Origin of the sequence: Corynebacterium sp. MSK297, from assembly GCF_030232885.1 — a bacterium.
In the GTDB taxonomy this organism is placed as follows: Bacteria; Actinomycetota; Actinomycetes; order Mycobacteriales; family Mycobacteriaceae; genus Corynebacterium.
On sequence record NZ_JASPGD010000002.1, the window covers coordinates 262,810 to 275,029 of the forward strand.

The following is a 12,220-nucleotide window of genomic DNA, read 5'->3' on the forward strand; positions in this document are numbered from 1 at the left end:
TTCACGTTGTAGCTAAGGAGTTCACCCGGTGTCTGACAGCAATTCCTGGGGAAGATCACCACGCCACTATGATTGGGGCCAGAAAAAGTCGGATAGCTCTGCAGCCGATGCGGGGCGTTCGCAAAGTGAAGATATCGCTGGTGACAAGTCTCATCAATGGGGCCAATCCCCAGCAGCGAATGTCGACAACTCCGGAACGGGCGACGAATCGTCCAACGGCTCCGGTTCGCAGTCCCCACAACAACCTGCCGAGCGAAACCGAACGAGCTATGGTTGGGAGAAACAAGACAAGAAATCGTCCTCCAATGGTGCGGAATATTTTGGGGCTGAGAATCTTTCACCGCGGAAAACGCAGCAAGTATTCCCGGAGACGACATCGTTCCCGCCAATTTCAACTGCTAACCGCCCAGCAGCACAAGGGTTCCATCCACACAATGATGCGCAGTTCCATGCGCCGCCATCTGACTATTCGACGATCGAAGAATCGGCTTTTGCTGCCGCACCAGCCGCGTCTACCGGATCCAGTAGAAAGAAAGGCATGCCGCTCATCATCGGCGCTGTGGTGGTAGCCGCGGCCGCAGTGGCCGGCGGTATCTCCTGGGCGGCGATTTCTGCGGATCAATCTCATGGTGGAGGCGACAACGTTGCCGAAGCCACTACCGAGGATCAGGCAAAGCAATCATCAAGTGTTGAATCCCCTACGGATGAAGCTCAAGTAGCCGAACAGGAACTTACAACCGAGCGGGCCATCGATAACGCTGAGTCGAACGAAGAGCAGCCCGTGCAAAAATCCTCAAAGCCGCAATCGTCGACTGGCGCGCATTGCGGGCAGGACGACGCAATGACGGCTTTTGAGACGGGAGTCTTCAGTGACAAGAATCTGGGAGCCTCGTGGACTTTCGCATCTGATGGCTATGATCCCTGCCTGCCTTTGTCGTGGATAACTACCACAGTTGAAGGTGCGACTGCGTCTTCTCCGTACCACATCATGCTTTATCACTATGGCACGTACAAAGGGACTGCGACCCTAGAGCCTCAAGCATTTGCGCCAAGAATTGAGGATGTCAGCGATTCTGAGATCGCAGTCACTTATCGATGGCCTCGTGAGGGTGAAGGAAACGCGAATCCATCTGGCCGAACCTATGCTGGCTTTTATTGGTCCGATACTGAGGGCAAGGTCATTATGACGGGAGATGTTCCGACGTATTAATTCGTTGAGTGGTTTGACCGCATGGCCTTGCTGTTTTGGGGCAGAAGTCGGCCCCCTGCCTACTGCCTTTTCTTTTCACCGATGAGACTAGCTAAGAAAGGGAATAGTGCGACAGTGAGCGCACCTCCGGCAACGAAGATAGATGCGGTCTGTCGCTGCATGAGCTCGGAATCGACTGCAAGTCCGGTAACTGCGACGATGATAGGAAGTCCGGTCGCCGAATATAACCCAACTTGCAGTTGTTCACGTGGCTTTGTAATGCCTGAGCCGGTGTCTGTGAACACTTCCCGCAGGTATACGGGAAGCCCGCGCGTGACCAAAATGAGGGCAGGAATTCCCAATACTTTGCCCGGATTATCGGCGATGGTCTGCCAATTGATAGCCATCCCCGAAACCACGAAAAACACTGGGATTAACATAGAATAAAAAACCACGTCTAACCGGTGTTCTAGTGGCTTATGAAATTCATCCGGGATAATCCGGTTGAGAATAATTCCAGCGGCGAATGCACCCAGTACAATATCGAGTTCGAACACTGCAGTGACAGCCATCAGCGTCGCCAAGATCAAGATGATTAGCCGCAAAATCGTCTGGTTTGTCGATCCTGCACCAGAAACAAATGCCCGCCCGACGCCCGGAATCGCGTGAATAATTGCTGCGGGCGCAATGGCTACCAAGACGGCAACGCCGATGAACGCCACCATGACTAGAAAAGTCGTCCAGGTGTCATGAGTTCCCAGCAAGAGCGCCATTGCCGTAATAGGAGCCAGTTCACCTATTGCGCCGTGAATCAACACCGCATCACCGACCTTCGTGCCGGTTACGTTGTCTTGCTTGAGCATCGGAGTTAGCGTGCCTAGCGCCGTCGATGTGAGAGCGAGCGCGACGACGATCGCACCCGGGATAGTATCAACTAAGAAGTATGCCCCGACGCCACAGGCAACCGCGCAAACAAGCCAAGTCGATAATCCGATCTTCGCCTGCTTTGAGCGCAGAGACTGCAGGTTGATTTCGAAGCCTGCGAGCAAGAACAACGCACCAACGCCTAGCTCTTTGAGCATGCCGATGCCTTCTTCTTCGGCAGCCAGATCAAGTACAGAAGGTCCGATAATCATGCCGAATACCAGCAGCAGTGCAACGGCGGGAATTCGATTTTTAAACACAAACGCTACCAGTGGAGCAAGTAATGCTGCAGCCATGATCCATGCAAAGGAAACCAGCGCATCAGTATATTCTGTGGCTCCAGCTGTGAGAATAATGGTGTCAGTTGCGTGCGCTCCGGTGCCGTCCATGATCTATAGACTACGCATAATCGCGAGCAGGACATAAGAAAACCGCGTGTGGGTAAAATTCCCTTCCACGCGGATTCAATTTGGCCGTAGAGGTGCGGTGACTCTAGCTAAACGGCTGGTTCGACTTTGTTCATATGCAACCGGTATACGGTGTCGATATCTACGTCATCGATTGCATCTCGCAAGTCGTCTTCGCTCGTCTCAATCATGTCGTTGAGTTTCGATAAATCCGCCTCGGGTCGCGCGGTAATAGTGAACTCAAGGGTTGGACGTTTTCGGTCAATAGAGACTTTGTGTTTAGCCGATGAGATATCGGAATCAGTCTCTAATTGAGCTGTCATCGCTTTGGCGATATGCCCAATGTGCAGTGTGATTTCGCCATCTTCATCGGAAGCTGAGGATCCCAGTCGGGAAAACGTCCGACGGCGAAGGTTGATAATGATCAACCACAATCCGATAATGATCGATCCCGCCAGCACACCCCAGAGGAGGTATTCGTACCAATCCTGTTCAGGGAGCGTCTTCCACGCTTCCGGATCTCTCCAGAGCGCTAGGTCTTTGGCAAATTGCACATCAAAGTGCACCAGTACCGGCCACAGGCCAAATACGATTAGGCCAATCGAGATGAGGAAGAAGATGAACCGATCGATGAAAGCGGTCAGTTTGCTCATGATACGCCCTCCTGGGAGTGTTCATTTTCGACGCTGACATCGATAGCAGGCGGGTTCTGCAAAAAAGCAAGCTTTCTACTGATAGCTTCCTCCGCGCGCTGTGGCAACGAAGAATCATTCACGTCGCCTTCAATAACGACCTGAAGCTTCTTCTTCGATATCTTCGAGTGAGCCGACCGAGCACCTGGTAATTGCTGTGCCGTAGCGGAGCTGATGCGCGCAATGTCTACTGGGCGCATCCAGGTGGCGGCCGTGCTTTTTACCGCGCGATGTGTGCGTGGTCGAGGTTTGAAAGTCACGATGAGCAGTAATAAGCCAACGATGATCGAACCTACACCGACCCAGACGATCCATTCAGGAAGTTCATCTTGCCCAAAAAAATCCGTGATTGGGGTGACCCAACTCTGCTGATCGTCGTTCGGAAGTACAAACCAAATTTCGCGGATCAATACTCCAGCTAACGCCAATAGCAAAAGTCCGAGGAGAACGCTTAAAGCACGCGCAATCGGCGAGGCCTTTGGTTCTTGTCCTTTGAACGAAGCCTCCTTAGCCACGTGAACCACCTCTAATCTCTCGGGCAACTTCGCGTGGATCTTTAAGATAGATCGCGCGCAACGGTTGCGGTTGGGGAACGGTGACTGAACGGAAAGGATGATCGGCAGGCGCGTACGATTTCCGCAGTTGTCGCTTCATAGGTGTGCGCACTTTCTGCAACTTCCGTGGCTTCGGTACCTCGGGTTTAGGAGGGTGCCCCAAGGTGGAAACTTCAATGTCGCGCAACGGCAGTGGTCGCGGAGCCTGTACCTTGCGAAGTTTTTTCCGACGCACATCAACCGCACGCGGTTTCCGCGGTTTCGGAGTAGCAACGCTGCGGACACGTGGTTTGCGTGAGACCACTTCGCGCAGTTTTCTCTCGGCCGGTAGAGAGACTGATCGCGGTTCAAACGAGCGCGTGTTGACGTTCGTCAGCTCCTGCGGCTCCGGCACCGTGACTTCGCGTAGTGGTTGCGGCTTTGGGGTAGCAGCCGATACTTCCGGAAGCTCACCGACAGAAATCTCCCGCAAAGCAGCTGGTGTTGGCACATTGATTTCCCGCAGCGGTTGTTGCTCGGGAGTGCGTACCGGGGCTAATTTTTGTTGCTTTGGCGTAGTCGGAGAGGTGACCTTGCGCTCACGCGGCACTTTAACGGTGCGAGTGGTCTCAAGTTCCGTGACCCGGATTTCGCGAAGTGGTGTTGGTTCTGGAATTTCCACTGAGACGGGTTCCGTTGGCTCAGCGACGGCGATGACACCAAGCGGCTTCGGCGACGGGGCCTCCACCTTGTGGCGAACCGCCAATTCCCGAGTCTCGACCGCGGTGAGCTCATCTATGCGACGCGTCGTGGTGACTTCGCGGAGTGGTGCGGAATCTTCCACTGAAATTTCGCGCAGAGTTTCTGTCTTGGAATCGATAATTGGTTGGGCAACCTTTATTTCGCGGACAGTGATGTTCCGCGGGGAAAATCTTTCTCGTGCTGCTACGTCGTCGCGGCTAATCCGCTGTTTGGATGGGACAGCTTCACCGATGGTGACGTTAACGCGCGTTGCCTCATACCCCATGTAGATATCCAACGCCTCTGCGATCGCAGTGCGTACTTCCGTGGCAACCCGTACTGCAGGCGAAGGCCACACCACAGCGACGACGACGTCGACTGAGGCAACCTGGCGTTCTTGATCCAGGCGGATATCGAATCGCGGGTAATTGCGTGACAGCAGACCACCGTCAACGTCCGTGGTGCCCGGCACGCTATAAATCGCACGCTCTACGACGTGTTCAGCGACCCGAGTTTTGTAACTGGTAGTACCTGCAGCCTGCGACGAGTCTGAAGTGCGCTCAGCTTCCTGAGTGTGTTCAGTCTTGTCGACGGTGCTGGAAGAAGAGCTCGCAAATGATTCCGTGGTGGCCGCAGGTTTATCCTGCTTTTCCATTAGCCCCGACCTTTACCTGAAGAGAAAATTTGTGTCAGATCAATGCGACCATCAAAGTGTGCGCCGATGGCAGCACCAATCAGGCCGAACGGAATGGCCCAGAGGGCACACCAGCCGGTGATGTAGATCAGCAGCAAAAGACCAATGCCTACCAGTGCGCCAATCAGTGTGTAACTCATGTTGTTCATAAAACCCGTCCTCAAAAGTCTTACTACTGGTTAGATGTGGAGCTATCGGTGGCATCAGAAAAGATCACGTCCACGCGACCAAGTTCGGTGGAGCAGGCTTTCTGAGCAACATCGCGTATATCAGATGCGAGATCGTACAAATTGACATCCGCTGAAAAATCAACGATGACGTGAATCTCGATGTGTAGTTCACCTGCACCAGATACCCGGCGTAGGCCAGAAACGCGTTCGCCGGGGTAAAGCAGGGCAACCTCACCGAATCGACCGTGATGGAGCGCTGCTACCCCGTGAACTTCTGCAACTTTGGATGCGATGGATCGCGCATCCGCCACCTCAAGCTGGGGTGCTTGAGTTGCGGCCATGCTTAGCGATCCTGGCCCGAATCGATTGCGGTCTGCTCGTCGTCTTGCTCTTCTTCTTCATCGCCAGGCAGTTTCACGTCGTGCACCATGACGTCGACGCCAGAGACGTTCAGCCCGGTCATGCGCTCTACGGCGGAGATGACGTTGCGACGAATAGCGTCGGCAAGCTCGTGGATAGCTACGCCGTATTCGGCGGTAATTGCTACCTCAACGTGAGCGGTGCCTTCTTCTACCTCAACGGAGACACCCTGCTTGACGTCTTCGGAACCGAAGGTCTGACGGATAGAACCCATGACACGCTGGGACGTCGAGCCCAGGGCAGCAACACCCGAAACTTCGCGGGTAGCCAGGCCAGCGATCTTGCCGACGACACCGTCATCGATGGTGGTGGTGCCGTGCTCGGTTTCCAGGTTGCTGTTCACCTTGCGAGCAGGGGTGTTGTCAGAAGACTGGTTCTGGTTCTGTTTTTGGTCGGCCATTGTGGCGCCTACCTTTCTGCTGTCTCATGGTTAAAAAATGAGACCCCGGAGGCTAACGAGCCGCACGGTGTGCTCGACGTTGAACGTTGACACACCCGGGGTATTTCAATATCGGCCAAGCAGTATGGATCACACGTGGGTGTGTCCTAGATCTGTTGGCTGCCTTTATCTTACGGGAAAATCATCTTGTGCGTTGAGTTTTAGAGATGTAGATCATACTGTGGGGGCACTGCGAGGGGTGGGGTTAGAAACGCTTGAATTGTGGATCGTGACGTGATTAAATGGCAGGGTTGCTTAGACAGGATGTATTCCGCCTACCCATAGCTGGGTAGCCAGATACATTGTGGCCAAGCAATCATGACACCTTCGTCGTGCATGGCTCCTAAAAAACTCTCAAAACATCAGGGGTCGCAACAAATGCACAGAAGGACTGCCAATCGGGCTAGGTTCGTCGCTAAAGACTGGGCATCCCGAGCGGTAGTACCGGAGAAGGGGCATAGCAAGTAAACAGCGGCAGTACACAGTCAGGTTCCACCGAGGCTGTCTTGGCTAGACGCAGGATATTTGCGTGTTTGGCCGGACCCGGTGCGTGTCAGAAAAGACCGAATACTGACGTTGCTTTGCATTCAGCTAGCCCTGGACGCGGACAACGTTGCAGAGAAATCGAAGAGCGAGCTTTCGTTGCCAAGCGCACGAAAGCAAGCGAGGAAGAGGATAATCGTGGCGGGACAAAAAATCCGCATTAGGCTCAAGGCCTACGATCATGAGGCAATCGATGTCTCGGCCAAGAAAATTGTCGAGACAGTCACACGCACCGGAGCCCGTGTTGTTGGGCCTGTGCCGCTGCCGACTGAAAAGAACGTCTATGCCGTTATCGGTTCTCCACACAAGTACACCGATTCGCGTGAACACTTCGAAATGCGCACTCACAAGCGCTTGATCGACATTCTCGACCCGACGCCAAAGACCGTTGACGCATTGATGCGCATCGATCTTCCGGCCAGCGTTGATGTCAACATTCAGTAATCGCGAAGCGAAAACTCAGTACAAAACTACGACTGTCTAAAACTGTCAGTGGAGAACAAATAATGAGCGAAAAAGAGATCAAGGGCATTCTGGGCACCAAGCTCGGCATGACTCAGGTCTTCGATGAGAACAACCGGGTCGTTCCGGTCACTGTCGTCGAAGCTGGTCCTTGCGTGGTCACCCAGATCCGCACCAAAGAAAAGGACGGCTACACCGCCATCCAAATCGCCTATGGCGAGATCGACCCACGTAAAACTGCTAAGCCGCAGGCCGGTCACTTCAAGAAGGCTGGCGTTACCCCGCGTCGCCACGTGGCGGAAATCCGTATGGACGATACCTCCGCGTACGAGGTTGGCCAGGAAGTCACCGTCGACATTTTCGAGGGCGTAAACCTCGTCGACGTCACGGGTATCACCAAGGGTAAAGGCTATGCGGGTGCCATGAAGCGCCACGGCTTTGCTGGACAGGGCGCTGCCCACGGTAACCAAGCTGCACACCGTCGCGTCGGTGGCATTGGTGGCGCTGCAACCCCAGGCCGTGTTTTCAAAGGTAAGCGCATGGCTGGCCGCATGGGTCGTGACCGCGTCACCACCCAAAATCTCAAGATTCAAAAGATTGACGCAGAATCCAACCTGTTGCTCATCAAGGGCGCTATCCCTGGTGTCAACAAGGGCGTCGTCACCGTTAAGACTGCTGTGAAGGGTGGTGCATAAGCATGAGTAACCTCACGCTAGATGTACAAACCGCTGAAGGCTCCACCAACGGCACCGTTGACCTGCCAGCAGAGATTTTTGATGTGAACACCTCGGTTGCCACGATGCACCAGGTTGTCACCGCTCAGCTCGCTGCCGGTCGTTCCGGTACCCACAAGGTAAAGACCCGCGGCGAAGTCCGTGGTGGTGGCCGTAAGCCATTCCGTCAGAAGGGCACCGGCCGTGCTCGTCAGGGATCGATCCGCGCACCGCACTACACCGGCGGTGGCATCGTGCACGGTCCCGTCCCACGTGACTACGCGCAGCGGACTCCTAAGAAAATGATCAAAGCTGCTTTGTTTGGTGCGCTGTCTGACCGCGCACGCAATGGTCGCATCCACGTCATCGACGAATTGGTACCAGGCCAGGAACCTTCCACTAAGAAGGCAAAGGCATTCCTGGAGCGCGTTTCTTCGAACAAGAAGATCCTGTTGGTTATCAACCGTGAAGATCTGAATGCACAACGCAGCGCCAACAACCTGCCAAACGTCCACATTTTGGACTCCGGGCAGCTCAACACCTACGACGTTTTGAATTCCGATGACGTCGTATTTTCGGCTGCAGCCCTGCATACTTTCATTAACCGCGGCGCAGAAGCAGCCGTTGCAGGGGAGGAAAACTAACATGGCAAAAATCGTAAACCCACGCGATATCATCATCGCTCCGGTTGTTTCCGAGAAGTCCTATGGTCTGATGGAGCAGAACACCTACATGTTCACCGTCGCCAAGGACTCCAATAAGAACCAGATCAAACATGCCGTTGAAGAAATCTTCGGCGTGCAGGTCGCTTCCGTGAACACCCTGAACCGTGAAGGCAAGCGCAAGCGCACCCGTACCGGTTTTGGTCGTCGGAAGGCAACCAAGCGCGCTTACGTAACTCTTCGCGAGGGCAGCGACTCCATCGATATCTTTGGCGCTAACGCCTAAGACTTCGGAAGGTAAGGAAGAATTATGGCTATTCGTAAATACAAGCCGACAACTCCGGGTCGCCGCGCGAGCTCCGTTTCCGACTTTCAGGAAATTACCCGTTCCACCCCGGAAAAGTCGCTTCTGCGTCCACTGCACAAAACCGGTGGTCGTAACGTACACGGACACATCACCGCTCGGCACATTGGTGGCGGCCACAAGCGTCGCTACCGTCTGATCGATTTCCGTCGCAACGACAAAGACGGCGTCCAGGCCAAGGTTGCGCACATTGAATACGATCCAAACCGCACCGCAAACATTGCTTTGCTGCACTACACCGACGGTGAAAAGCGCTACATCATTGCTCCAAAGGGCTTGAAGCAGAACACCATCGTTGAGTCCGGTCCCGACGCCGACATCAAGGTGGGTAACAACCTGCCGTTGCGCAACATTCCGACCGGTACAACCATCCACGCTGTCGAGTTGAAGCCGGGCGCAGGTGCCAAGCTGGCACGTTCCGCTGGTTCCTCCATTCAGTTGCTGGGTAAGGAAGGCAAGTACGCCATTCTGCGTATGCCTTCTTCGGAAATTCGTCGAGTCGATATCCGTTGCCGCGCCACCGTCGGTGCCGTAGGTAACGCTGAGCAGATGAATATCCGTTGGGGTAAGGCTGGTCGTATGCGCTGGAAAGGCGTTCGCCCAACTGTTCGTGGTGTCGTCATGAACCCGATCGACCACCCACACGGTGGTGGTGAGGGTAAGTCCTCCGGTGGTCGCCACCCAGTGTCCCCATGGGGCAAGAAAGAAGGCCGCACCCGGAACCCGAACCGCTATTCCAACAACATGATCGTGCGCCGTCGTCGCCCGAACAAGAAACGCTAAGAGGAGGTAAAACGATATGCCACGCAGCCTAAAGAAAGGCCCGTTCGTCGATGAGCACCTCCTCAACAAGGTGGACGCTCAGAACGAAAAGGGCACCAAGCAGGTAATCAAGACCTGGTCCCGCCGTTCCACCATTTTGCCGGACTTCATCGGGCACACCTTTGCGGTGCACGATGGTCGCAAGCACGTTCCCGTTTTCGTGGAAGATTCCATGGTCGGCCACAAGCTCGGTGAATTTGCACCTACCAAGACCTTCAAGGGTCACGTCAAAGAAGATAAGAAGAGGCGATAAGCGATGAGTGACGTTATCACCAGCGCATCCGCCACTGCTCGGTACGTGCGTGTAACCCCAATGAAGGCACGTCGCGTCATCGACTTGGTGCGCGGAAAGTCAGTATCTGAAGCCCTAGCTATTCTGAAGTACGCTCCTCAGGCTGCTGCAAAGCCAGTAGCCAAGGTGGTTGCTTCGGCTGCCGCTAACGCGGAAAACAACTTCGGCCTGAATCCAAGCACACTGGTTGTTTCCGAGGCTTATGCCAACGAGGGTCCAACCATGCGTCGTTTCCAACCGCGTGCTCAGGGTCGTGCGTTCATGATCCGCAAGCGCACCAGCCACATCACTGTGGTAGTCGAAAGCCAGGAAGAAGGTGCCAAGTAAATGGGTAACAAGATCCATCCACACGGCCTACGTTTGGGTATTACCGCTAACTGGAATACTCACTGGTTTGCTGAAAAAGACTACGCAGACTACGTGGCCGAAGACATCAAGATCCGTAACTTCTTGTCCAAGGGACTTGAGCGTGCCGGTATCGCTGACGTTGTCATCGAGCGCACTCGGGACCGCGTCCGCGTAGACATCCACACTGCTCGTCCGGGCATTGTTATTGGCCGCCGTGGTGCCGAAGCTGACCGAATCCGCCGTGAGCTGGAGAAGCTTACCGGTAAGATGGTCGCGCTGAACATCCTCGAGGTCAAGCAAGTCGACGCCAATGCAACCCTGGTCGCCCAGTCGATTGCAGAGCAGCTCGTGAACCGCGTTGCCTTCCGTCGCGCTATGCGCAAGGCAATCCAGTCCGCGATGCGCCAGCCACAGGTCAAGGGCATCAAGGTAATGTGCTCCGGCCGTCTGGCAGGCGCCGATATGTCCCGCGTTGAGCGTTACCACGAAGGTCGCGTCCCTCTGCACACCTTGCGTGCAGAAATTGACTATGGCACCGCCGAAGCCCACACCACCTTTGGCCGTATCGGCATCAAAGTGTGGATCTACAAGGGCGACGTCGTCGGCGGCGTACGGGAATCCGAACTGAACGCACCATCCGAGCGTCGTGGCCGGGGCGATCGTCGTCCTCGCCGTGGTGGCCAGCGCCGCCAGCGCGCTCAGCAGAAGAAGGACTAAAGCATGCTTATTCCTAAGCGCGTGAAATTCCGTCGCCAGCACCGCCCAAAGCGTAGCGGTGTCTCGAAAGGCGGAAACCGCATTAACTTCGGTGACTACGCAATCCAGGCTCTTGAGCCTGCGTACGTGACCAACCGTCAGATTGAGTCCGCACGTATTGCGATCAACCGCCACGTCAAGCGTGGAGGTAAAGTGTGGATCAACATCTTCCCGGACCGTCCACTGACGCAAAAGCCACTCGGTGTACGTATGGGTTCCGGTAAGGGACCTGTCGAAAAGTGGGTAGCCAACGTCAAACCAGGCCGCGTGCTTTTCGAAATGTCGTACCCGAACGAAGCAGTCGCGGTTGAGGCTCTGCGTCGTGCCAGCCAAAAGCTGCCATGCAAGGTCCGCATCATCAAGAAGGAGGACCAGCTCTAATGGCAACAGGTACCCCTGCATCTGAGTTCCGTGAGCTCGACGATAACGAGCTCAAGCAGCGTCTGAGCGACGCCAAGGAAGAACTATTCAACTTGCGTTTCCAACTGGCTACCGGTCAGCTGACCAACAACCGTCGCATCGGCGTCGTCAAGCGTGACATTGCCCGCGTCTACACCGTGCTTCGTGAGCGTGAGTTGGGTATGACCGAGACTCCAGGAGCTGAGGCATAATTATGAGTGAGGCAACTGTGACAGATTCCACCAAGGGCCCTACCCCGAAAAAAGATAAGGAAAAGGGCGCCCGCAAGGTACGGATCGGCTACGTCGTATCTGACAAAATGCAAAAGACCATCGTCGTCGAGCTCGAGGACCGTAAGCAGCACACACTGTACGGTAAGATCATGCGCTCGAACAGCAAGGTCAAGGCACATGATGAGGACGAAATCGCCGGCGTCGGCGACCGCGTCCGCATCGTCGAGACTCGCCCGCTGTCCAAGGACAAGCACTATCGTCTCGCCGAGATCGTCGAAAAGGCTAAGTAATCCGCTCTAGTGCGATAACTATTCTCAAGTGCCGGGTACGTATACTTGGCGCCCGGTTCGCAAACCCCCGTTTCCAGTTAAGGAAATCGGGGGTTTCGTTCTGCAGCAGACACTTTCGATGATGGGT

General features: G+C 54.9%; 19 protein-coding genes. 12 read left to right on the forward strand and 7 right to left on the reverse strand.

Annotation, left to right across the window (positions count from 1 at the left end; all coding sequences use genetic code 11):
- The first annotated feature begins 28 nt into the window (after positions 1-28).
- Positions 29-1,210, forward strand: a complete 1,182-nt coding sequence (locus QP888_RS03110) for an LppP/LprE family lipoprotein (RefSeq protein WP_284812068.1) — start codon at positions 29-31, stop codon at positions 1,208-1,210.
- Between the two features lie 59 nt (positions 1,211-1,269).
- Here the strand turns inward: QP888_RS03110 and QP888_RS03115 are convergent, their stop codons facing one another.
- The 7 genes from QP888_RS03115 to QP888_RS03145 form a co-directional block, all read right to left on the reverse strand.
- Entirely contained in the window at positions 1,270-2,502 is a 1,233-nt protein-coding gene (locus QP888_RS03115; RefSeq protein ID WP_284812069.1) for a cation:proton antiporter, read from the reverse strand.
- Positions 2,503-2,609: 107 nt separating this feature from the next.
- Positions 2,610-3,173, reverse strand: coding sequence for an alkaline shock response membrane anchor protein AmaP (amaP, locus tag QP888_RS03120; RefSeq protein WP_284812070.1), 564 nt, complete (start codon positions 3,171-3,173; stop codon positions 2,610-2,612).
- Positions 3,170-3,727 carry an Asp23/Gls24 family envelope stress response protein gene (locus QP888_RS03125; protein WP_284812071.1) on the reverse strand — a complete coding sequence of 186 codons (558 nt, stop codon included), beginning with the start codon at positions 3,725-3,727 and terminating at the stop codon, positions 3,170-3,172. Before QP888_RS03125 ends, amaP begins: the two co-directional genes overlap by 4 nt.
- Complete coding sequence (locus QP888_RS03130; protein ID WP_284812072.1) at positions 3,720-5,141, reverse strand: hypothetical protein; 1,422 nt, start codon at positions 5,139-5,141, stop codon at positions 3,720-3,722. The genes QP888_RS03125 and QP888_RS03130 overlap by 8 nt, the downstream gene beginning before the upstream one ends.
- Positions 5,141-5,329, reverse strand: a complete 189-nt coding sequence (locus QP888_RS03135; RefSeq protein ID WP_284812073.1) for a DUF2273 domain-containing protein — start codon at positions 5,327-5,329, stop codon at positions 5,141-5,143. The genes QP888_RS03130 and QP888_RS03135 overlap by 1 nt, the downstream gene beginning before the upstream one ends.
- Positions 5,330-5,352: 23 nt before the next feature.
- A complete protein-coding gene (locus QP888_RS03140) occupies positions 5,353-5,691 on the reverse strand; it encodes a hypothetical protein (RefSeq protein WP_284812074.1) in 339 nt (112 codons plus the stop codon).
- A 2-nt stretch (positions 5,692-5,693) separates the two neighbouring features.
- Positions 5,694-6,170, reverse strand: a complete 477-nt coding sequence (locus QP888_RS03145) for an Asp23/Gls24 family envelope stress response protein (protein ID WP_284812075.1) — start codon at positions 6,168-6,170, stop codon at positions 5,694-5,696.
- Between the two features lie 720 nt (positions 6,171-6,890).
- Here QP888_RS03145 and rpsJ point away from each other — a divergent pair.
- The 11 genes from rpsJ (at position 6,891) to rpsQ (ending at position 12,093) form a co-directional block, all read left to right on the forward strand.
- On the forward strand, positions 6,891-7,196 hold the full coding sequence (gene rpsJ, locus QP888_RS03150) for a 30S ribosomal protein S10 (RefSeq protein WP_018121308.1): 306 nt from the start codon (positions 6,891-6,893) through the stop codon (positions 7,194-7,196).
- Positions 7,197-7,258: 62 nt separating this feature from the next.
- A complete protein-coding gene (rplC, locus tag QP888_RS03155) occupies positions 7,259-7,909 on the forward strand; it encodes a 50S ribosomal protein L3 (RefSeq protein ID WP_018121307.1) in 651 nt (216 codons plus the stop codon).
- A gap of 2 nt (positions 7,910-7,911) precedes the next feature.
- Positions 7,912-8,571, forward strand: a complete 660-nt coding sequence (rplD, locus tag QP888_RS03160) for a 50S ribosomal protein L4 (RefSeq protein WP_126844586.1) — start codon at positions 7,912-7,914, stop codon at positions 8,569-8,571.
- A gap of 1 nt (position 8,572) precedes the next feature.
- Entirely contained in the window at positions 8,573-8,875 is a 303-nt protein-coding gene (rplW, locus tag QP888_RS03165; protein WP_284812076.1) for a 50S ribosomal protein L23, read from the forward strand.
- 24 nt (positions 8,876-8,899) lie between these two features.
- Entirely contained in the window at positions 8,900-9,736 is an 837-nt protein-coding gene (gene rplB, locus QP888_RS03170) for a 50S ribosomal protein L2 (protein ID WP_049148417.1), read from the forward strand.
- Between the two features lie 16 nt (positions 9,737-9,752).
- Positions 9,753-10,028, forward strand: coding sequence for a 30S ribosomal protein S19 (rpsS, locus tag QP888_RS03175; RefSeq protein ID WP_018121303.1), 276 nt, complete (start codon positions 9,753-9,755; stop codon positions 10,026-10,028).
- Between the two features lie 3 nt (positions 10,029-10,031).
- The gene (rplV, locus tag QP888_RS03180) at positions 10,032-10,394 is read left to right on the forward strand and encodes a 50S ribosomal protein L22 (protein ID WP_018121302.1); all 363 of its coding nucleotides are present in this window, start codon (positions 10,032-10,034) and stop codon (positions 10,392-10,394) included.
- A complete protein-coding gene (rpsC, locus tag QP888_RS03185; protein WP_018121301.1) occupies positions 10,395-11,132 on the forward strand; it encodes a 30S ribosomal protein S3 in 738 nt (245 codons plus the stop codon).
- 3 nt (positions 11,133-11,135) lie between these two features.
- Entirely contained in the window at positions 11,136-11,552 is a 417-nt protein-coding gene (rplP, locus tag QP888_RS03190; protein WP_018121300.1) for a 50S ribosomal protein L16, read from the forward strand.
- Positions 11,552-11,782, forward strand: a complete 231-nt coding sequence (rpmC, locus tag QP888_RS03195) for a 50S ribosomal protein L29 (RefSeq protein ID WP_018121299.1) — start codon at positions 11,552-11,554, stop codon at positions 11,780-11,782. Before rplP ends, rpmC begins: the two co-directional genes overlap by 1 nt.
- 2 nt (positions 11,783-11,784) lie before the next feature.
- The gene (gene rpsQ / locus QP888_RS03200; protein ID WP_284812077.1) at positions 11,785-12,093 is read left to right on the forward strand and encodes a 30S ribosomal protein S17; all 309 of its coding nucleotides are present in this window, start codon (positions 11,785-11,787) and stop codon (positions 12,091-12,093) included.
- Positions 12,094-12,220: the final 127 nt, after the last annotated feature.